This window comes from Pseudomonas sp. HS6 (assembly GCF_023375815.1).
In the GTDB taxonomy this organism is placed as follows: Bacteria; Pseudomonadota; Gammaproteobacteria; order Pseudomonadales; family Pseudomonadaceae; genus Aquipseudomonas.
On record NZ_CP067412.1, the window covers coordinates 2292664 to 2314166 of the forward strand.

General features: G+C 59.0%; 20 protein-coding genes. 4 read left to right on the forward strand and 16 right to left on the reverse strand.

Annotation, left to right across the window (positions count from 1 at the left end; all coding sequences use genetic code 11):
• Nucleotides 1-28 precede the first annotated feature (28 nt).
• From JJN09_RS10585 to galE, 6 genes are all read right to left on the reverse strand, one after another.
• Nucleotides 29-2107 carry a YjbH domain-containing protein gene (locus JJN09_RS10585; protein WP_249490077.1) on the reverse strand — a complete coding sequence of 693 codons (2079 nt, stop codon included), beginning with the start codon at nucleotides 2105-2107 and terminating at the stop codon, nucleotides 29-31.
• On the reverse strand, nucleotides 2104-2868 hold the full coding sequence (locus tag JJN09_RS10590; RefSeq protein ID WP_249490078.1) for a capsule biosynthesis GfcC family protein: 765 nt from the start codon (nucleotides 2866-2868) through the stop codon (nucleotides 2104-2106). The genes JJN09_RS10585 and JJN09_RS10590 overlap by 4 nt, the downstream gene beginning before the upstream one ends.
• A complete protein-coding gene (locus JJN09_RS10595) occupies nucleotides 2865-3530 on the reverse strand; it encodes a YjbF family lipoprotein (RefSeq protein ID WP_249490079.1) in 666 nt (221 codons plus the stop codon). Before JJN09_RS10595 ends, JJN09_RS10590 begins: the two co-directional genes overlap by 4 nt.
• Before the next feature lie 9 nt (nucleotides 3531-3539).
• A complete protein-coding gene (locus tag JJN09_RS10600) occupies nucleotides 3540-4655 on the reverse strand; it encodes a polysaccharide export protein (protein ID WP_302852026.1) in 1116 nt (371 codons plus the stop codon).
• Between the two features lie 89 nt (nucleotides 4656-4744).
• Nucleotides 4745-4981, reverse strand: coding sequence for a hypothetical protein (locus JJN09_RS10605; RefSeq protein ID WP_003226528.1), 237 nt, complete (start codon nucleotides 4979-4981; stop codon nucleotides 4745-4747).
• A 226-nt stretch (nucleotides 4982-5207) separates the two neighbouring features.
• On the reverse strand, nucleotides 5208-6224 hold the full coding sequence (gene galE, locus JJN09_RS10610; RefSeq protein ID WP_249490081.1) for a UDP-glucose 4-epimerase GalE: 1017 nt from the start codon (nucleotides 6222-6224) through the stop codon (nucleotides 5208-5210).
• Between the two features lie 381 nt (nucleotides 6225-6605).
• Here galE and galU point away from each other — a divergent pair, with 381 nt between their 5' ends.
• Nucleotides 6606-7439 carry a UTP--glucose-1-phosphate uridylyltransferase GalU gene (gene galU / locus JJN09_RS10615; RefSeq protein WP_085686770.1) on the forward strand — a complete coding sequence of 278 codons (834 nt, stop codon included), beginning with the start codon at nucleotides 6606-6608 and terminating at the stop codon, nucleotides 7437-7439.
• A 31-nt stretch (nucleotides 7440-7470) separates the two neighbouring features.
• A complete protein-coding gene (locus JJN09_RS10620) occupies nucleotides 7471-7881 on the forward strand; it encodes a mannose-1-phosphate guanylyltransferase (RefSeq protein WP_249490082.1) in 411 nt (136 codons plus the stop codon).
• 4 nt (nucleotides 7882-7885) lie between these two features.
• On the opposite strand, the gene JJN09_RS10625 is transcribed toward JJN09_RS10620, so the two are convergent.
• The 8 genes from JJN09_RS10625 to JJN09_RS10660 are packed head-to-tail and all read right to left on the reverse strand — an operon-like array spanning nucleotide 7886 to nucleotide 17356.
• Nucleotides 7886-9022: an SGNH/GDSL hydrolase family protein gene (locus JJN09_RS10625; protein ID WP_249490083.1), complete on the reverse strand. Its 1137-nt coding sequence runs from the start codon at nucleotides 9020-9022 to the stop codon at nucleotides 7886-7888.
• The gene (locus tag JJN09_RS10630) at nucleotides 9022-10074 is read right to left on the reverse strand and encodes an acyltransferase family protein (protein ID WP_249490084.1); all 1053 of its coding nucleotides are present in this window, start codon (nucleotides 10072-10074) and stop codon (nucleotides 9022-9024) included. Before JJN09_RS10630 ends, JJN09_RS10625 begins: the two co-directional genes overlap by 1 nt.
• 12 nt (nucleotides 10075-10086) lie before the next feature.
• Entirely contained in the window at nucleotides 10087-11190 is a 1104-nt protein-coding gene (locus tag JJN09_RS10635) for a hypothetical protein (RefSeq protein WP_249490085.1), read from the reverse strand.
• The gene (locus tag JJN09_RS10640) at nucleotides 11181-12413 is read right to left on the reverse strand and encodes a phosphoribosylaminoimidazole carboxylase (protein ID WP_249490086.1); all 1233 of its coding nucleotides are present in this window, start codon (nucleotides 12411-12413) and stop codon (nucleotides 11181-11183) included. The genes JJN09_RS10635 and JJN09_RS10640 overlap by 10 nt, the downstream gene beginning before the upstream one ends.
• Nucleotides 12410-13522: a polysaccharide pyruvyl transferase family protein gene (locus JJN09_RS10645; RefSeq protein WP_249490087.1), complete on the reverse strand. Its 1113-nt coding sequence runs from the start codon at nucleotides 13520-13522 to the stop codon at nucleotides 12410-12412. The genes JJN09_RS10640 and JJN09_RS10645 overlap by 4 nt, the downstream gene beginning before the upstream one ends.
• 14 nt (nucleotides 13523-13536) lie before the next feature.
• Nucleotides 13537-14607 (reverse strand): glycosyltransferase, encoded by a 1071-nt coding sequence (locus tag JJN09_RS10650; RefSeq protein WP_249490088.1) that lies wholly within the window; start codon nucleotides 14605-14607, stop codon nucleotides 13537-13539.
• A 41-nt stretch (nucleotides 14608-14648) separates the two neighbouring features.
• Complete coding sequence (locus JJN09_RS10655) at nucleotides 14649-16877, reverse strand: polysaccharide biosynthesis tyrosine autokinase (RefSeq protein WP_249490089.1); 2229 nt, start codon at nucleotides 16875-16877, stop codon at nucleotides 14649-14651.
• A 38-nt stretch (nucleotides 16878-16915) separates the two neighbouring features.
• Nucleotides 16916-17356, reverse strand: coding sequence for a low molecular weight protein-tyrosine-phosphatase (locus tag JJN09_RS10660; protein ID WP_249490090.1), 441 nt, complete (start codon nucleotides 17354-17356; stop codon nucleotides 16916-16918).
• A gap of 304 nt (nucleotides 17357-17660) precedes the next feature.
• Between JJN09_RS10660 and JJN09_RS10665 the strand changes: the two genes are divergently transcribed.
• Both JJN09_RS10665 and tal read left to right on the forward strand, forming a co-directional pair.
• Nucleotides 17661-18626 (forward strand): cellulase family glycosylhydrolase, encoded by a 966-nt coding sequence (locus tag JJN09_RS10665; protein ID WP_249490091.1) that lies wholly within the window; start codon nucleotides 17661-17663, stop codon nucleotides 18624-18626.
• 202 nt (nucleotides 18627-18828) lie between these two features.
• The gene (gene tal, locus JJN09_RS10670; RefSeq protein ID WP_096822069.1) at nucleotides 18829-19755 is read left to right on the forward strand and encodes a transaldolase; all 927 of its coding nucleotides are present in this window, start codon (nucleotides 18829-18831) and stop codon (nucleotides 19753-19755) included.
• A 72-nt stretch (nucleotides 19756-19827) separates the two neighbouring features.
• Here tal and rssC read toward each other — a convergent pair whose 3' ends face one another.
• Both rssC and rssB read right to left on the reverse strand, forming a co-directional pair.
• Nucleotides 19828-20310, reverse strand: a complete 483-nt coding sequence (rssC, locus tag JJN09_RS10675) for an anti-sigma factor antagonist RssC (protein ID WP_042560140.1) — start codon at nucleotides 20308-20310, stop codon at nucleotides 19828-19830.
• Nucleotides 20310-21491 (reverse strand): two-component system response regulator RssB, encoded by a 1182-nt coding sequence (gene rssB / locus JJN09_RS10680; RefSeq protein ID WP_096822070.1) that lies wholly within the window; start codon nucleotides 21489-21491, stop codon nucleotides 20310-20312. Before rssB ends, rssC begins: the two co-directional genes overlap by 1 nt.
• Between the last annotated feature and the right edge of the window lie 12 nt (nucleotides 21492-21503).

Here is a 21503-nt window from a genome sequence, read left to right on the forward strand (position 1 = left end):
CCCATTTTGGCTTCCCGGTCTCCCGGACTTACTCGGTAATCTTCCCGAAGTTGCGATAGAACATGTCGTCCTCACGGCTATCGGTCATCGAGTGCAGCTGGAAGCTGCGACTGAGCCTCGCACCACCGTCACGGGTCAGTGGTGCCCAGACCAGGTTGGCCCGACGCATGGTCGACATGCTCATCATCTCGTCGAACGGAATGGACAGGTAAATGCCCTTGTCGAAGCTACCTTCGCCGTATTCCGTACTGCCGGCGGTGGTGATGGTCGCCCAGGCACCGAAGCGCACACCGTTGGAAAACTCTCGCGAGATATCCAGCGTGCCGCCAAAGTCGCCCGCCAGATAGCGCCCGACGCTGACCGCGGCGAGTGTTTCGTAAGGCAAGTCGGTGTAGCCAGTGATATGACCGGTCAGCACTGAATAATCACGCAGGCCAAAACCCTGATCGAATTCGCGCTGACGCACGTAATTCAGGTCCGCACCGATCGCCCAGCGCTCCCCGGTCGGACGAAACAGCACCTCGCCGCCGACGCCCGCGAACATCGACTCCAGATAACCGCCGTAGACCATGCCGTACAAATCTTTGTCCAATTGCTCCGCGTGGCTGACCTGAAATAACGGCATGGTGGTTTCGGAGGTCGTCAGATACTGGCGCAAGTCCGTACGCACTCGTGGCAAGCCGCTGGGTGCGTCGTATTTGAACTTGTCGAAGTTGTTCGCCAGGTTCTGGCTGAGCATGCCGCTCCACCAGGTGTTGCGGTTGAAGCGAAACTCGGCGTCGAGGTCGGCACTGAATTGATAGAGCAAACCATCCGGGCCGCCGACGTTCTGCTTGAAGCCCAGGCCGGCGCCGTAACTGAAATGCTGCGGCGCCTGTGTGTAAAGGGTTTTCTCGTTGTGCGGCATCGCCGGGTTGACCTCGGTGGTGCGGTGCAACGTTTGCAGCGGTTCCTCGTTGTTGATCACTTCGCGGAAGGTCTGACGCGGCACGCTGGTTTCTTCCAGCGGCAGGTCGTAGCGTTTGTTGACGACGGTGAACCAGTTGATGTCATCGTTGACGCTGTTGTCCAGAATCCGGCTCGCACGCCCCACCGCTTTCGCCGAATGGAAATAACGCTGCTGTTCGCCGTAGACGATCAACTCTGAATCTCGCTGCGTGATGCGCTCGACCTGATAGCCGGCATTCTGCTGCAAGCGCTGCGATACGTTGGCCCAATCGACCTGATCCAGCGACGTGGTAGGTGCTTTCGCGGGCAGTGGTTCCGGCGGTGGATCGAAGGTCTTGGCCGGGGCCTTGCGGCTGGCAAAATTGGTGTGGAACGTGACGCCGAACATCGCGGTGTTGCCACGCTCCCATGCCGCGCTCACGTCGACGGAATCCGTCACTTTGAACAGCGCGCCGAGGTTGATCGGCGAGTCCTGCTTGATCACGTTGTCCTTCGGTTCGTGCTTGTAGTCGTTGCCTTCGTATTCGAGTTTCAGGCTCAGGCGATCCCATGGCGTCTGGTAACTCACACCGCCGAAGAACGACGGCTGGCCGCGAAAGTACGAACCGGCGTTGACGTCGCCGGTGCCCTCCATGGCCGGGCGGGTCTTGAAGCGATCGTCGAGATAGCCCAGCGGGTTGTCGATGTCGCCGCGATTGCCGATGTAACCCCAGGCAATGCCGGCACTGAAATCCAGGTTGTCGTAACGCTTGTTAGCCACCAGAAACTCACTGGCGAACAAACCCGTACCGCCGACGTCTCGAAAGCCCAGAGAGACGTCGGGCGCCCAATGGGTTTCTTCCCAGAGCCGGACTTTGACGTCGACCGCCTTGTCCTTATAGCTCTGGTTGCCGCTCATGGATTCCGGGCCGTACGGGCGGTTGGTGATGGCGGTGTAGCGAAACGAGCCTTCAAGCCAGTCCAGCGGCTGCAACGAAACGCTGTAGCGGCTGTAAGGCTCGGTGCGGTTGGCATTGACGCTCAACTCGCCGGCCGGAGCCATCCGCGCGGTGGGCGTCTGCAACAGACCGGTGCCACCAAAATCGCCCTGGGTAATACGCGGCTCGGCATGGGCCAGGCCGCACGGCAATAACAACACAGCTGCAAAACGCAAATTCAACGAACCACCTCAGCCAACTGCGTGGCAATAAATTCGGCCAACTGCTGATTCAGTTCAGGGATAGGCGGGTCAAGATCATCGTTTTTCAACGGCACCAGAATCTTGCTGCCGGCGACGGGGAACTGCCCGCTCTCACGATTCCAGTGGGCAATGCCGACGCGCCGCGAAACGCCGTTGGGCTGGATCAGCCACAGGTAATCGGCGTCGGCGTCGTCTTCCAGCAGCACGCAACTGCTGAGGTATTCACGGGCCTCGAGCAACGGCTGATAAGGCAGCCGACAGGTCCCGGCAACGGCGCCGAGCACTTGCACTTCATCGACCCGCTGCGGGTAGATCAGGCGATCGCCATCGTCCAGACGGATGTTGCGGGCGAAGCCGACTTCCAGCGCCACCGGGTCCAGGTCCGCGATCTGGCGCCCGGTGACCGGCATCTGCCGCACGTCCTCGGCCATGCGCACCGCCAGGGCTTTGCGGCTCGGTCGATCGAACAAATCGGCCATGCGTTGCAATACGTCCAGGTCAAACAGCACGCCGATCTTGAGCCGAGTCTGCTGCTCCAGCAGGGATTGGCGCAGCAACTCGCCCGCCAGCCAATAACCTTCGGCATTCGGTACGGCGACGCTGATCACATCGGTCAAGCGTCCACCCGCCGGCAACTCGACCGGCCCCGGGTTGGCAACGTCGCCGCTGACGGTCACCGCTGCCTGGCTTGCGCCGGCGAGCAACATCAAACACGCCGACAGAACCCTCAAGCGCTTCATGGCAGATGCCTGCGATCAGGGGTCAACTGCACGACTTTCACTCGCAGTTGCGAGGTCAGTTGCTGCTCACTCTGCACAATGAAACCGTCAACCGGATCGACCCAGTAACGATTGGTCGCCCGCAGTCCGATGGCCGGGACGTCGATACGCTCATCGACACGCAGCACGGCGTATTCCTTGTTGAGAATCTTCAGGGTTTCCGTGGATTTTCGGGTGAAGCGGCTGTTGACGATCAGCCCGACTTCCTGGCCCTTGTAGAGGTCGATCCAGCGCTGACTGGTGTCGCCATCGGCAACGTTGTGCAGACCGCGCTTGAACGGCGACGCATCGGACAGCCGCGTGCCGTCCAGATCACCTTCCGCGCCCAGGCCAATAGTGCGCACGACGAGACCGTCGCGCAGCAGCAGGACCTGCTTGCCCGAGGCGACCCAGAACTGCAGGTCATCGCGCTTGCGCACCAGCGCCAGCACACCGGAACCGGACGGCGTGGTGAGTTTGAGTTGCGGATAATTGACCTCGGCCACCTGGGCCGGCGTCACGTCGATATCATCCGGGCCGACCACCGCCGACTTGAGGTTGGTCACCGACGCGACCATCAACGGGTTGCAGCCACACAGCAACAAGGCCGCCATCAGGCAGACGCCAACATTCAACGTTTTCACAGTCGGGCCTTATTTGCTGTTGTTGGTGAATTCGCTCCAGTTCTTCGCAGCGGAAGCACCCGTTCCGACAATCGATGCCGACGGCACCAACTGGCTGATCAGACGGTTCCAGCGAGTCACGTTGGCAGGCCCTACATAAACGACGTCCTGCGGGCGCACTTCGAAGTGCGTGGCGAGGACCATGGCGGTGGGTGATTCGGCTTCCAGTTGATAGATTTTTGCCGGCTCGACATCGAGGTTTTCCACGCCACGAATCACGTACACGGCGTTGCCGTTGGAGGTGGTCTGGCTCAGGCCGCCGACCGATCCGAGCACGTCGGACAGGTTCATGGTTGCAGTCTTGAAGCTCAGGGCACGCGGCTGGTTGACCTCGCCCATCACGTAGATGCGCTTGTTGTCGTTGTACGGCAGGTACAGTTTGTCGCCGCCCTGGAGGTAGACGTTCTGCAACTCGGAATCCTGTTGATTGAGGGTATCCAGATTCAGCGGATAGACCCGCCCGTTGCGCGTCAGCAACAGCCCGGACAAGTCGGCATTGTTGGTGTCGATGCCCGCCGAACCGAGGGCTTCGACCACGCTCAGCGGGTTGGTGGAAATCGCTTGCGGGCCAGCCTTGGCGACGGCGCCGGTGACCACGACCTTCTGACTGGCGAAGCGCAGCACGGCAACATCCACTTGCGGCTCGGCGATGAACGCCGACAACCGTTGTTCGATGTCGTCGCGCAGTTGCTGGATGGTCCGGCCGGCGGCCTGGACTTCCTTGATGTACGGGTAATACAGCGTGCCGTCGGAGCGCACCAGACGGCCGTTGGCGTCGATCTGCTGTTGCGCGCCCGACGGCGCGGTCAGCTCGGGGTGATCCCAGACCGTGATGTACAGCACGTCGTTGTTGCCGATGCGGTATTCGGCAGGCGTCGCCAACAATTCCGGCGGCACCGACTCACGCTTCTGCGTGGCCCGGTTCATGGAGATCAGCTTGGGCGTGATCGGAATCAACTCGACCCGGCTGCTTTCACTGGCGCCCTGGCGGGTGATGCCAAAGGTGCTCAGGTGTTGACCGGGGGAAAACATGCAACCTTGCAGAGCGAGACTTGCCAGCATTAAAAGAGAAAAACTACGAGTCATAATGGCACTACGCTATTCAAGGGCGAATCCAAAACAAAGTCACCCGACTTTCGTCGGGCGACCTTGTACTGCACCAACAGTTACTTTAGTTAGTTGTGCGTGCCGGTTGTACCCGTGGTACCGGTGGTACCCGTTGTACCGCCGTTGGCACTTCCACCACTGTTGGACGCCGCTACGGCACTGGCAACCATTGCAGTACTGGCGGCAGGCGCTGTTGAAGCCGCGACACTCCCCGATACATTGGTTACCGCTGTAAGCGGCGCTTCAGCTGCGGATGCCCAGTTGCTCAACATCGTCAACAAGGCAATCGCCATCACTTTTTTCATATCAACTCCTTTCTAACATTGCACCGTTACATCGGGTGTTTCGTTAGAGGTGGTAGAGTTCAAGTCGCAAAAAGCGCGAACAAGATCCGCTGTTCTTTCACAGTCAGACTCAACTGATAAAGTCGAACGGCAGGTTATATCTACGGGCTTGCAAAAGGCATTACCAGTGTAATTTTCCGACGATATCTAACAACCTGACCGAAAATAACATTGGACTAAATGGCCATCATTCCAGGTAACCCTTGGGATGATTCGACTGCCAGCGCCAAGTGTCGGTAACCATGTCCTGCAAGTTGCGTGTGGCTTTCCAGCCCAGTTCCTTTTCCGCCTTGGAAGCGTCGGCCCAACTCTCGGCAATGTCGCCCGAGCGCCGTGGCATCACTCGAAATGGCACCGGTTTCCCGCACGCCTGTTCGAAGGCTCGCAGCACTTGCATCACGCTGTAACCGTCACCGGTGCCGAGGTTCCATGTATGAATGCCGGTGCGCCCGTCGATGGCCTGCAAGGCCTTCAGGTGACCGTCCGCCAGGTCGACGACGTGGATGTAATCGCGCACGCCGGTGCCGTCTGCAGTGGGGTAGTCGTCGCCGAAGATCGACAGCTCCTGCAGGCTGCCGACCGCGACCTGGCTGATGTAAGGCAGCAGGTTATTGGGGATGCCGGTCGGGTCTTCGCCCATGTGGCCGCTGTCATGGGCGCCGATCGGATTGAAGTAACGCAGCAGCGCGATGCTCCAGCGCGGCTCGGCCTGGCTCAGGTCGCGCAGGACGTTTTCGACGATCAGCTTGGATTGGCCGTAAGGATTGGTCGGGATGCCGGTGGGGAAATCCTCGCGGATCGGCATCTGCTCAGGCTCGCCGTAGACCGTGGCCGAGGAGCTGAACACCAGCCGGAAGACCCCTGCCGCCGCCATCGCCTGACACAGCGTGATGCTGCCGCTGACGTTGGTTTCGTAATATTCGAGCGGCTTGCGCACGCTCTCGCCGACCGCTTTAAGCCCGGCAAAATGCAGGACGGCATCAATCGAATGCTGCTGGAATATCCGGTCCAGCAACGCCCGGTCGCACACATCGCCGCGAACCATCACTGCACTTCTGCCGCAAATGCCTTCCACTGCATGCAGTGCCGCATCGCTGCTGTTGCAAAGATTATCCAGAACGACAACTTCATAACCTGCTTCAAGCAATGCGAGTGTGGTGTGCGAGCCGATATACCCGGCGCCACCTGTTACCAGAATCTTCATAGCGCGGTCCATAGTGGGAAAAATGCTAACTAGCGTGTCAAGCCCCATTTGTTTAATGTGTGTCTTGCTTCACACAAACAAGGCGACAACAATCCAAAACAAAAACAGTTCCATCGCTGGCCAAAAATATTCTTAAAGGCCAAACTGTATTGCCCGGTACTTATTAGCACTCTCGCACTTTCACCACTATCGACAGATACCGACTAAAAATAACTGTTATTTATCAAGCCGACATCTAATAACATTATCCCGATTTACACTAAGCTAACGTTGTCACTTACAACCTGACTCAGGTATTAAAGTACAGCTCCATCAACTTGCAACTTTTCCTTATTGCAATGTAACCGATGGCTGTATGCCATGAATGTCCAGGAAACTTCTATGATCCGTAAATGTTTGTTCCCCGCTGCCGGCTACGGCACGCGTTTCTTGCCGGCCACCAAAGCCATGCCCAAAGAGATGCTGCCGATCGTCAACAAGCCGTTGATCGAATACGCCGTTGAAGAAGCACGGGACGCCGGCCTGCAACACATGGCGATCGTCACCGGACGGGGCAAGCGCGCGCTGGAAGACCACTTCGACATCAGCTACGAACTCGAACACCAGATTCGCGGCACCGAGAAAGAGAAATTCCTGGCCGGCACTCGCGAACTGATCGACACCTGCACCTTCTCCTACACCCGTCAGGTGGAGATGAAAGGCCTCGGCCACGCGATTCTCAGCGGCCGCCCGTTGATCGGCGACGAACCCTTCGCCGTGGTCCTGGCCGACGACCTGTGCCTGAACCTCGAAGGTGACGGCGTGCTCACGCAGATGATCGAGCTCTACAAGAAATTCCGCTGCTCGATCGTGGCCATCCAGGAAGTCCCGCGCGACCAGACTCACAAGTACGGCGTGATTGCCGGCGAGGCGATTTCCGACGGTATCTACCGGGTCAATCACATGGTGGAAAAACCTGCGCCACAAGACGCCCCATCCAATCTGGCGATCATCGGCCGCTACATCCTGACGCCCGACATCTTCGACCTGATCGCCGATACCGAGCCCGGCAAGGGCGGGGAAATCCAGATCACCGACGCCCTGATGAAACAGGCGCAGAACGGTTGCGTGCTGGCCTACAAATTCAAGGGCCTGCGTTTTGACTGCGGCGACGCCGAGGGTTACCTGCAGGCGACCAACTTCTGCTACGAGAACGTCTACCTCAAGGGCCGTTAAACCGCCCCCGCGCACATCCGACGAGGCAACCATGAACATCGCACAACATTCGACAGACATTGAACGGGAGGTGGACAACCTCGGAGTGATGAGCTGGTTGTCTCGTCATCAGCCGTTGCCCAGCGCCAACGAATCCTGGCTCGGGACCATCCTGCTGGTGGAGCGGATCGGCATGTTTCCATCGTCCGGGGACATTCGCCGGCCACTGGGCGATCCCTATCCCCTGCTCGCCCATCTGAAACGGATCTACGGCGAACAGGCGCTGGAGGTCGATGACCGCGACGGCCTGAAAGTGATTTTCAGCGACTGGCGATTCCGGGTGCGCATCTGCTGCAACGACCCGGCAATCATCATCAATGTGGAAACCCGCTGCGTGACGCAGTTGATGCCGCAAAAGACCGCAGAGCTTCTGGGTCACGTCGACAACTTCGACAAGGGCTGAGCCCTTATTCCGAGGCGGCGCCGCAGGAAGCCCCGTGGTTGCCGCCGACGATCATCCGATAGAAGTAATCGGCAATCACCTTCCCGCCCGTGGCCGGCACCGGATGTATCTTGTCCGGGCCGATCATCGCCGCCGCGTAACGTTTGACGTCCGTACCGAACGCGCATTGCAGATTGGCGTACCCCAGATGCTGCTCGCGAGCCCAAGGCTCAAGCACCTGCGCGTACGCTGACATCGGATAGGCACTGGAGCGCGTGGTGTCCTGGCGCATGATCAGGTTGACGCTCGCTGACGGCTGAATCTCGCGGATCATCCCGACCAGCCCTTGAACATTCTTCAGGTACTGTTCGGGTTTCACCCCGAAACCCTGATCGTTGCCGCCGAGCATGATCAGGTACACGTCAGCCGGAATCTTCGACACCACCGCTTTCCACTGCGCCTGCCACTGACCGTCGCCATGATAGAAATCGGCAGAGGCTGCGCCCGACGCCGCCAGTTTCGACACCCGCAAACCGGCCTGATCGTTGCTCATCCACAGACCGAACAGCGTGGGCGCGCCCTTCACCACTTCCAGCCTGAAGGCCCAGTCCGTCACGGCGGATGTGCCAGACAGCGGGACTTCCTGAACGCCGGCGCCGGTCAGTTTCAACGGCTGCCAGGATTGCGAGGGTGCCCAGCGATAGCGAATTTCATTGGGTTCGCCGTTGCCGAGATAAAGTAACTTTGCCTGGGTGACAGCGGTGTTTATCGTTTCGCTAGGATGGGCATCTACTTGCAGCCATGCACCGGGACTTCCGGTCACGGTGCGGCTGTCGGGGCTGGCCTGACCGAGGCTCGACACCTGCCAGTCGCCGCCGAAGTATTTCTCGCTGCTGCGGGTGTATTTGAAATGGCTGCCGCCCAGCGCCGCGCCATGGTTGAAACCGACATAACCGGGGCCGGCAAAACCGACCTCCCCGACCAGCCGCTGCACCAGTTTGTTCAGATAGAAATCCTGCCCGGCGCTGTAGCTGTCGCCGATCACCGATACCGACAGAACCTTCCCGGCCTTGCCTTCGCGCCACTGGGCAAACCGCTCGCGAGCGTCGCCGACTTCGACCACCGACGCCGCGACCGGCGCTGCGTCATCCACTGCAACCATCAAGCACTTCCTTTAGCCGAGACTTGCGCCGGGGAGACGTTCCCCGCCGGTTTTTTCGCCGCCGCACGCTCGCCCAGAAACAACACCGAAGTGAAGTTGAACCGACTGAAAATGGTCGAGAGCAACACCGGTCCAAGCAACCCGCAAGCCACGCCGCAGAACACCAGAACGCTTTCGTCCTTGATGCCCAGGCGTCCGAGGATCGAGCGCGATGTCGCGGCGAACAACACATGAAACAGGAAAATCGCGTAAGAGTAACCACCGAGCCAGGTCAACGCCTTCGAGCGCATGTCACTCGACAGCAGCGCGAAGCAGGACACGCAGCCCACCGTCAGGCCGATCAGGCTGCGGCGATCGATGATCAATTCGCGATCCAGCGCTGCGATGTACAACAGCGTCAGGGAAATCAGCACAAACACCAACGGGCCAAGCACTTTGAATCGCTGCTTCAGCGTGCTGACATTTTCCTGGCCAATCATCCCCGCCACAAAGAACGGCAACAGATAGGTCGCGCCATTGATGCCGAACGCATCGAACTTGAACGGCGGCAGCAGAAACACCACGGCGGAAAACGCGAACAGCAGGTAGAGACGCGTCGCCGAGCGCAGCAAACCACGCCATTCCAGCAGGCCGACAAACATGAAGATGATGAACACCGCCTGCAAGAACCAGAAGTGGTTGATCGGCACAAAAAACGACAACAAAGCATCGACTACGCCGACATCCTTGTTCACGCCCGGCCCGACTGCCTGCAACACGGAAAACGGCACGCCGACGCAAAACAGCGGCACGATCAACCGCCGCACCTTGCCGCTGAAGAACGCCGAAAAGTCATTGCCGCGAATCTTGTAGATGGAATAGATGTAGCCCGAGATAAAGGTGAACAGCGGCATGCGCACGTACACCATGGAATCGGCGATCACCCGGAACGGCGAGCCGATGTCGATCTTCAAACCGCCGCCCAACGGACCGATCACGTGATAGAGCACCAGCAACAGGCACGCGAGGCCGCGCAGGGTTTCGATCTCCAGCGACTTTTTCTTGCTCGACATAAAGCACCCGCCTCAATTCAGAATTCTTGACTCGACCTGCACCGGTTTGTTCGCCCGCAGCATCAACCCCAGGCCCACGAACAGCACCGGCACCACCATCGAGAAATGTCGGGCGAACGAGCCGAAGTCCGGCTCGAACAAGCCTTGAACCAGCAGAAACGCCAACGGAATCGCGATCAACTCCTTGGGTTTTGTCTGGATCGGCGCGCCTTTGTAATCGGTCGAGGTGATGACTTTGAACAGCAGCAGCGCGGTCATGATCATCAACGCCACGAAGATCACCTGACCCGGCCCGGACAGCAGGATCAGCTCCACCGGGAACGACAATCGGAAAAAGATGATCATCGAATCCAGGGCCTGCGAAACGAAGTCGCTGCCGCTGAGCCACGAGACGATCAGCGACTTGGAACCCTCCTCGCCCGCTGTGCGCAGCTCGTTGTTGCTGGCGCGAATCGACGACACCGGAAAGCCCAGCGCCAACTGAATCGCCATGGCCACCGCCAGGTAAAACAGGAACAGCATCAGGAAAAAGGTCACACGCGACACGTACTTCTTCATCACGCAGACGCCGACCCAGGACAGCGAAAACAGAATCCAGTAGGGCCGGATCAGCACGCCGTAGATCACCGCCGAGAGGAAAAATCCGCCGCGATATTTGCGCGTCAGCGAACTGAACAAAATGCTCAGCACCGCCACCGACACGATGATTTCCTTGGTCAGGTTTTCCAGGAAAAACGAGCGGACGATGCCCCACAGACACAGCGTGCCGAAGATCGCCAACGGCATGCGCCGGAACACCACCACGGGAATCGCCGTGAGGAAGAAATTGCAGAACATCCCGTAGGCCCAGGCGTTGGTCAGGTTGATTCCTGTGGGCCGCAGCAGGAACGCCGAACACTCGTAGGACGAGCGATCGGGCGAGAACGGGTTCCAGAAATTGCAGTTGTCGGCCCGGGCATAGGACGACCATAACGTCATCGCATCCGGGCCGGGATCGCGGGGGATCAGCAGCGGCATGGCCACCGACAGAAACAGGCCGGTGAACAGGATCAGGAACGACAGCGACGAGTCGAGTTTCTTGCCACGAAACTCGATGCACGGCAGTTTCAGGCCCATGACACGACAGCCTTTTTCGCGCGCGTCGCACGGGTCAACAACGCAATCACGCCGAGCTGCACGATGATCCCGAAGACGTTGCCCCAAGCCGCGCCGTAGATCGAATAATGCTTGATCAGCAGGTAGCTGACCGGCACCGAAATCAGCAGGCAAATGGCCGAACTGGCGAGGGACACCCGGCTGTTTTTCGAGGCGATCAAACCGCCCCAGACGATGTCGCCAATGGCGCGCAGGGCAAAGGAAAAGATCAGCACGCCAAGGATGCCGTTGTCCGGACGCGGCACCGCTGCGCCGACGTAATCGAGCACGACATTGAAGAACAGGTAAATCAGCGCCGCGACCCCGGCCGACACCACCAACGAACGCGCGACCCATTTGTTGACGAACAACTGGGTGACCGTAAACGGTTGTTGATCCGCCTGATAACGCTTGGCGAGCAGCGGAATGCCAACCACCGCCACCACCGCGTAGGACAACGCCTGCAAAGTGTTGGCCGCCGACCAGGCGTACACGTATTTACCCAGGCTGGCGTAGGGTTCCAGATCGATGATCAGAAAGCGCTCGGCGTACTGACTCAACGCGATCAGACCGGTGCCCAGATAGAACGGCAGCCCGGCTTTCCACACGGTCGCTGTCGCCAGCGTCCCCTCTTCGCGCCCACGATGAACGTTCACCACGATCAGGTAACCGGCGACGATCACCAACACGTTGGCGATGACCCACAGCCACAGCACGCTGGCGATCCCGGACACCCAGCCGAGCATCATCCCGCCCACGGCCAGCAGTGCCCAAAGACCGGTCTTGATGAAGAAAAGCAGCGCACCCGCGGTGGCTTTCTGCGCGGAAAACACGAACGAGTTGATCTCGAACGACAGGTGCTCGGTCAGCAGCACCAGCGTCACACAGGCGATCAATGCCGTCGTCGCCTCAACCTGCTGGAACAGTGAATAAATCAGCACTGTCACCACCGACAACAGCAACCCCACGGCCAGGTACAGCAGAAGAACCTTGTCGACGACGCGCTTCGAACTGCCGCCGACGCTGATCAGCCGATTGATCTCGGAGCTGAAACCGACGCTGTAAAACTTCGACGCGATCAACGACGCTGCGACCACCACGCCGTAAAAACCCAGCGCCTCGTAACCGAGGTAATGGGTGATGGCGAGCACCAGCAAGAACTTCGCGCCCAGTGCTCCGCCCCGCAGCAACAAGCGGAATATCATCGAATGACGCCCTTGATGATGTCGTCCATGGCCACGGTTTTCGCCTCGATTTCACGGCAGGTGTCGGTCAGGCGTTTGCCGAAATCCGACAGCGCGTTCGGCGCGAAAACCGTGTCGATGATGGTGTCGACATTGATGTCGCCGCCGTTGATCACCCAGTCCTCGACGCCCATATCCTGATAGGCGCCGAAGCCTTTGCGTTCATAACTGATGTGGTACGCCGGCACCCCGGACAACAACGACTCGATGGCGCCGTGCAGGCGCACCGAAATCACCAGGTCCGGTTGGTACTTGGCCAGCGTGGCCTTCAACGGCAGCAGGTCTTCGGTGATGCCCAGCTCGCGATAGAACGCGCCGTCATCATTCCCGCGCACAGCGCTCTGCACCGCGCAGACCACTTTGCTTTTGTTCTTCAAACGCTGTAGCAGCACTTTCAAGTTAGCCACGTAGGCGAGCTTCTTTTCCTTGCTCCATGCCGGCGGTTTGCGCAGCACCACGCACACCGTGGCCGGCGTCGAAGCGCAGCGAGTGAACTTGGGCTGCTGAAGGATTTTGCCGGCCAGGGCCTGCACCGCCAGGTCCGGTGCGCGGTAGACATTTTCGCAGGCATCGAACAACGCCGAGGAGCGGTTATCGCGCACGAATACTGCGTCGGCGCTGGCGTAGTGCCCGACAATCTTGTCGCTCTCGCCGTGGAACGGCCCGATGCTTTGCGGCAGGTACACCGACGGCACTTTGCTGAGGATCGCCGTTTCCAGTTGCTTGGCGTGGCCTAGTTTCAGCTTGATGTGTTCAAAGGCGCTTTTGGAGCGCATGTAGCCGCCACCGACACCGACGATCAGATCGGTTTTTTTCAACAGATCCGCGAGCCCGGCATAGGACTGGTTGAGGAATACCGCCTGTTTGACCCGGCCCAGGCCCTTGGCTGCCATGACCGGCGCATCGAAGCGCGGGTGCGGCAGGTATTTGAAAGAGTCCGGATCGGAAGCCACGACACTGATCGCGGTGTCCTCGCCAAAGTTGCGCTGCACCAGCGCAATGGCCAGATCGACCAGCAGACCATCGCCGGAATTGGAGGCACTGTAGCCATGCAAAATCGTTACGTTCATGAGCGAAGTTCTACTTAATAAGAGGGAGCGGAATACACGTCGTAGGTCTGGCGGATCATCAACGCGGCGCTGAAGCGCTCGCGGACGATGCGTCGACCTTCGAGGCCAAGGACCGACAACGCGGGTTTCTGGATCTGCTTCAGGCGCTCGGCCAGCGCGTGGTGGTCACCGGTGGGGAACACGTAGCCGGACACCCCGTGAGTGACCAGTTCGGGCAGCGAAGTGCAGTCGCTGGCGATCACCGGCAAGCCCAGCGCCATGCCTTCCAGCGGTACCATCGCAAAGCCTTCCCAGCGACTCGGGACGATCAGTGCATCGGCCTGCTGATACAGCGCGTTGACTTCGGCCGGCGTGACCCACGGCAGGTATTGAACGCCGTCCATTGGCGGGCACTCGACTGTCGCCTCGTTGACCGCACTGCCGACCACCGTCAGTTTCAGGTCGTTGCGTCCGGTCTTGGCATAGGCCTTGAGCAGCACGTCGAAGCCTTTCTGATAGTCGAGTCGACCGACAAACAGCAGATGGATCGGTTGTGGATCCTCAGCTTTGCGCGCGTCATCCTTGGTGTGGATGCCGTTGTAGATCAGCCGCATGCGCTTGCGCTCGATACCGAACGCCGCCGCTTTGTCCAACTCGTACTGGCTGACGCAAATGATCGTGTCCGTGACCTTCTGCAACACCCGCTCGATCCACGCATAGGCTTTTTGTTTGATCGGCGAGCTTTCCATCAGGAACGAAAAGGCATGCGGGCAATAGACGATTTTCGGTTTGCGCCACGGCCGCAGGAGCACGCACACGCAACGCCCGATCACCCCGGAAAATGTGCTGTGCAAGTGCACGACATCAGGCTTTTCCTTGAGCATCACTTGCATCAGTCGCCAGGCGAAACGCAGCAGCGACGGCACATTGCGCCCGGTCCGGGCAAACGTGCGGATCTGCTGCGGCGCGATGCCGTGCAGTTCCTTTTCCTGATCCTGCGGCACCAGATACACCAGCTCGTAGTTTTCCGGAGACGCGGAAATCGTGCGGATTACCGTCGCTACGCCACCTTTGATCGTTTCAGCCACGTGCAGTATTTTTTTCACAACTCACCCACTTTCTTGCCGGTAAGGACAATCGCTGATTTTCAGGACTTGTCGGACGCGTATTCGTAGTTGTAATAGCCGTAGCTGCCGTTGCCGTAGTAACTGGCCGCGCGCTTCTCGACGCCGTTGAACACCGCGCCTTTCAACTCGATGCCGTTCTGGGCGAAGCGGCGAATCGTCAGTTCGATCTCTTTGGCCGGGTTCACCCCGAAGCGCGCGACGATCAGGCTGATGCCCGCTTCGCGACCGACAATCGCCGCATCCGTCACCGCCAGCAGCGGTGGCGTGTCGATGATCACCACGTCGTATCGCTCGCTGAGTTCCGCCAACAGTTCGCGGAAATTGGCGTGCATCAACAGCTCGGAAGGATTGGGCGGCACCTGGCCACGGCTGATGAAATGCAGGTTGTCGACTTCGACCTTGTTGATCGCCTGTTCGAGGGTGCAACGCTTGACCAGCAGGTCCGACAAACCATTGGTGATCGGCGTGTTCAGCGACTTGTGCAGATGCCCTTTACGCATGTCGGCATCGATCAGCACCACCCGCTGCCCGCTCTGCGCCATGACTGCCGCGAGGTTGGAAGACACGAAGGTCTTGCCGACCTGCGGGCTCGGGCCGGAAATCATGATGCGGTTGTTGGTCGAATCCAGCGCCGCGAAATGCAGGCAGGTGCGCAGGCTGCGGATCGACTCGATGGACAGGTCCGTCGGATTGCGCAGGGCCAGCAGATACGCGGGGGTGTCCACCGTGACTTTGGCGCGGACTTTCTTGGTGTCCTCTTCCTGTTGCAGGGCGCTGTAGGGAATCGACGCATAGACCGGCAGACCGAGCTGCTCGATGGCTTCCGGCCCTTCCAGCCCCTTGCTCAGGGACTTGCGCAACAACACCAGCGCCACGCCGACAAAGGCACCGAGGAAGGTTGCGATCAGCACGATCAGGGCTTTCTTCGGTTTGACCGGGCTGGTCAGGTCGACGTCCGCCGTATCCACCAGCCGCACGTTGCCCACGGCGCCGGCGCGAATGATGTCCAGCTCCTGGGATTTGTTCAGCAACTGGGTGTAGATCTGCGAAGCGACTTCGACATCGCGGGTCAGGTTGAGCAGTTCCTGTTGCGTGGCCGGCAGGTCCTGGACCTTGCCTTCCAGCGACCGCTGTTGCTGGGTCAACTCACCAATTTGGGTCATCAACGCACGATAGGCCGGATGCTGTTTGGTGAACTTGCGATCCATCTCCGCCTGTTGCAGTTTCAGCTCGGAAATCCGCGTTTCGAGCGCGACGGACTGGCCGAGCACCGATTGGGTTTCCAGGGAGATATTCACGGTCTTGCCGCGAGTCTGGTAGGCGTTGAGCGCATCGCTGGCCTTGGCCAGGTCGCGTTTGACCTGTGGCAACTGGCTTTGCAGAAAGGCCAGGCTCTGTGCGGCTTCGGCAGAAGTGCGACGTACGTTCTGATCCACGTAGAGCGATGCGATCTTGTTGAGGATCTTCACCGCTTCAGCGGCGTCGCTGCTGGCCAGGGCCAGACGGATGATCCCCGACTCCTTGCCCTGCTCGGAAATATCCAGCGCGTCCTGATACCCCTGAATGGTCACGATCCGTGGGTAGCGCACCACTTCGAAACGGGTGCCGGGGTTGGCCAACAGCTGGGTGATCTGCCCTTCTACGCCGTCCTGTGCGAAGGTTTCGCCGACAACGCCTTCTGCCAGCAGGTTGTCGTTGTCATCGAACAGCTGGAAGCGATGCTGTTCGCCGGCGATCAGACTGAGTTTCTTGCCCAGCAGTTCTTTGGGCAGATTGAGCCTGGCAAATTCCAGGCGCTCACCACCCCAGGCGTAGCTGTTCAGGCCGAAACGCGGCGGTGCGACGCTGAGTTCGGTCTCACCGCGATAGCGACGGGCGAGAAACCCGCCAATCAGCGGAAAAGTATTCGGGGTGACATCGATATCCAGGCGCAGATCGTCGACCGTCTTGCCGATCACCGCGCGGGATTTGATGATGCCGATCTCGGTCACGGACGGTGACTGGCCACCCAGCATGCTGTTGAGATCGGAGAAGCCAAGCATGTCGTTCTTCTTCGGTTCGACCTGTACCAGCGCGTTGGCCAGATACACCGGTGTGGCCAGAATCGCATAGGCAACGCCGGTCATCATGAACGCGCCGGTGAAGGCTCCGATCAACCATTTCTGATCGATCAAACTGCCAAAGATACCGAGAAGATCAATACTGTCTTGATCGTTGTCACGGGTGCCGACTACTGACGGTAACTGCATAAGTCTTTCTTACCATTCACTGTTCTGAAGAATATTCATCAATGCCCGAGGCGTTGTGCCCATGAGCCAACAGCATCTTCAATCAATGCATGGGCATGAATAAAAGCGGCCTGCCCTTGACGATACGGATCCTGTATTTCTCGCTCGTTCTGCCACTTGCCGAGAAGAAACACTTTGCCCCTGGCGTGAGAGGCAATCTTCAGTACTTGTTTTACATGTTCTTTTTCCATGACCAGAATCAGGTCTGATTCATTGACGATGTCTGCTGTCAGTTGCCGTGCCTTGAACCCCTCGGCGCTCTGCCCACGGTCTTCCAGCACTTGGCGGGCCGTTCTCTCCATGGACTCGCCAACCCGTGCAGACAGGCCTGCGGAGGTAACCGTGATCGTCGAGGGCGACAGCGCGTTACGCAGCAACAGTTCAGCTGTCGGACTTCGGCAAATATTGCCCACGCAGACGACAAGGATCTTTCTGAACAAGGTTTACATTCCCGTGTAATGTCAATCGGCCAACATGCCGTGTGGATTGAAATGAACCCACCGGACTTTCCTGCACGCGGAAATAGATTCGCCTGTTAATACCGATGCATTAAGTACCACGGGGTTTAGAAGTCACCCAACCAGAATTACCGGACTAAAAATAACTGTGATTTTCAGGATATTTTCCCGATCGAAGTTTTCCGACAAAAAATAACATTGCTGCACTTTGTGCCTTTGCGATGCTCTAAAAAACGCGCGATGCAATAACCAATGGCCCGTGTCATTTCTAACAAGGAACACAGAAATGAAATCAACACACCTCAAACAGCTTGCCGCCCTGACCCTGTCGATGCTCGGTGCCACCAGCCTGGTTCACGCCACTGAACTGTTCCCTGAACTGGCCGCCAACAAGACCATTGGCGTGCAGGTCAAGATCCAGACCTTCTCCCCCACCGACGCTGCAAAGATTAAAGCGGCAGGCCTGGGTTTCGTGCGTTTTGGTGTCTGGACGGACAGCCTGGGTGACCCCAGCTATCAAAAACAGGTCAACGATGCCTTTGCGACCGCCCGGGCTTCCGGCCTGCCGGTGCTGCTGACCGTACGCTCGACCCAGGCGCTGACCTCTGCACCCGGCAACAACCGCGATTTCACCTCGGCCGGAGAGGCGTTCGCTCACTCAGTGACGACCCTGGAGAAAGAGTACGGCCCACAACTGGTCGCGATCGAGATATGGAATGAGCCGGACCTGGACACTTATTGGCCGACCGGCAATTTCAGCACCACGTTCGCGCCCTTCATGACCGCCATGTGTAAGACGCTGCAGGCAAACCCGTCCGCAACGCCACTGATCGGCTTCGGCTTCGCCCGGCCCCCGAGTGACAGCTCGGCATCGACCGTGGCGCTGAACAGCATCGTCAGTGCTTACCCCAAATGCCTGAGTGCGATTTCCTATCACCCGTACGGCATGACCACGACGCAGATCAGCAACGCGCAGACGTTCATCCAGCAGAAATTCCACCTGCCAGGCGTCATCAGTGAATGGGGCGTGTCGTCACTCGCCTCCAACGGCGGGAATGCAGGGCAGGCCAGCAAAATCGGCGCGTTCGTCAACGACATGAAAAAGCTCAACATCCCGCTGACATCGATTTACGAATGGAAAGACACGGAGTCGGGCAGTAATGACCGGGAAAGGAACTTCGGCATGTTGAACGCCGACGGCCAGCCGAAACCTGCGGAAGTCACGGTTAAATCAGAGCTCAACCCTCTGTAATCAGTCGGCTCACCGAGTACTGACGGTCAGATGCCTTGAACCTGTGGCCGGTTTTGGCATCGAATTTATCGACATCGCGCCCCGATCATTCAAACAGCCGTTTTCAGGTTGTTGCCCACGGGGCAATCGATACATTCACATGCCCTTGAGTGGCCGTCAGCGCTCGGGTAATGTCGTCAGACCCATAGGACAGAGCACGCTCATGACTTCCAAGCTGGAACAACTCAAACAATTCACCACCGTGGTTGCCGACACCGGCGACTTCGAAGCGATTGCCCGGGTCAAACCGGTCGACGCCACCACCAACCCTTCCCTGCTCCTCAAGGCCGCGGCCATTCCGGCCTATGCCGAACTGCTGAACGCTGCCGTTCGCGACTGCAAGGGCGATGTCGGCCTGGCCAGCGACCGCTTTGGCGTCGCGGTGGGGCAGGAAATCCTCAAAGTGATCCCGGGCCGCATTTCCACTGAAGTGGATGCACGCCTGTCGTTCGATAAGGACGCGATGCTCAAGCGTGCGCACCGCCTGATCGAGCTGTACGACAAGGCCGGCATTGGCCGCGACCGCGTGCTGATCAAGATCGCGTCGACCTGGGAAGGCATCCGCGCCGCCGAAGTGCTGGAGAAGGAAGGCATCCAGACCAACCTGACCCTGTTGTTCTCCTTCGCTCAGGCCGCTGCCTGCGCCGATGCCGGCGTGTTCCTGATTTCGCCGTTCGTGGGCCGCATCTACGACTGGTACAAGAAGGCCAACGGCAACGACTACACCGGTGCCGATGATCCGGGCGTGCAGTCCGTGACGCGCATCTACAACTACTACAAGGCCAATGACTACAAGACCGTGGTCATGGGTGCAAGCTTCCGCAACTTGAACCAGATCGAGCAACTGGCCGGCTGCGACCGCCTGACCATCAGCCCGGACCTGATCGACAAGCTGGCAGCCGATACCGGCAAACTGGAGCGCAAACTGGCCCCGGGTCACGCCGGCGAAGCACGTCTGAGCCTCAACGAATCGCAATTCCGCTGGTTGTCCAACGAAGACGCGATGGCCACCGAGAAACTGGCCGAAGGCATTCGTCAGTTTGCCCGTGACCAGGAAAAACTCGAGGCGCTGCTGCAAGCCAAGCTGTAACGGGCTGACGGCAAACGCAAAAAGGGCGAACCCTCACAGGTTCGCCCTTTTTTGTGCCTGATGGCGGGTGAATCAATGCCTTTCGAGGGCATTCACCAGATCATGGAAGGCTTCGCGATTGGAGTCGTTCAGGCCCATGAGGATCTTGTGCGCTTCGAGCACCTTGATCCGCACGACTTCCTCCGACTGATCCTGATCCGGCAGGTCATCGAGGCATTCCGGGCAAGGCACGGGATGGTTGACGATATTGAACACCTGCTCGAAACCCATCGATTGCAGCAGACGGGTGATGTCGTCGTGGGTGGTGACCACGGTCGGCAGCAGGCCGACCTTCTGCCGCGACAGGATCGACAGCTTGGCCAGCAGGCCCAGCGTGGTGCTGTCGATGCTGCGGGTTTCGGTCAGATCGATCACGATCGCGTTGAAATTCAACGCGGTGAAGATCTTCTCAATAGTCGCATCCAACGCCGAACACAGGGTCAGGCGAACTTCACCGACAAACTTCAGGACGAAGGTGCCGTCCTGCTCGGCGAACTGGATTCTACCGGTACTCATTAAAGATTCCTGCTCAACACCAACAAGGCGATATCATCCGGCATCTCCCCTAGCGTGGCCAATCCAAAAACCTGCCGCAGGCCATCCAGGCTGCCGCCCGCCGACTTGACCCGTTGGGGCAAGGCAGCTTCTTTTTCTTTGAGTGTGGGTTCTGGCAAAAGATCCAGAATGCCATCAGACATCAGCGTCAGGCTGAATGTCGGTGGCAGCTCGAGCACGTGGTCTTCGTAGGTGGCTTCATTGAAAAGCCCCACGGGCAGGCCACGCCCCTCGAGGTAGCGAACACTGTCAGGCGTGTACAACACAGGCAACGGCAGATGGCCGCCGATGCTATAGGTCAACAAACCGGTCTCCTCGTCGATGACTCCACCGACCATTGTGACGTGTTTACCCAGCTTACAACTGATCAGCCCCCGGTTGATATGACCAAGGACTTCCGAAGGCTTGAATTCCGGCAAGGTGCCATTGCGCTTGGACTCGAACAGCAGGCGCGTGGTCATGAACTTCAGCAGCACGGTGACGAACGCCGATGAGGCACCATGGCCCGAAACATCCGCCAGATAGAACGCGACCCGACGCTCGTCCACCCGGAAATAGTCGACGAAATCACCCGACAGATACAGCGACGGAATGATCTGGTGGGCGAACTTGAACTCGTCAATGGTCCACGGGCTCACCGGCAGCATGTTCATCTGCACCTGGCGACCGGCGTTCTGGTCCTCCTGGAGCAGGTTCAGGCTGGCTTCAAGCTCACGGTTGGCCTTTTCCAGCTTCTCGCGGTAGCGCTGGTTTTCCAGCAGCAGGCGCGCACGATCCAGGGCCCGGCGCACGGAGTGCTCGAGCACGGCCAGATCTTCGAGAGGCTTGATCAGGTAATCCGCCGCGCCCAGGCGCAGGGCCTCGACCGCGTCGTTCATCACGCCGGCACCCGAAACCACGATCACAGGAGTCTGTGGTGACCGCTCGGTGACCTGACGGATGAGTTCGAGACCGCCCATCTGCGGCATGCGCAGATCGCAGATGACCAAGTCGGGCTTGTCTTGCTCGAATACCTGAAGACCCTGCTGGCCGTTACTGGCCTGCAAGACGCTGAAACCACTGTCTTCCAAGTAGGCCGCGAGGCTCGCGCGCACTACTTCGTCATCATCGATTATCAGCAGCGTGGCACTGGTTTTTGGCATGTGGGCAAACGG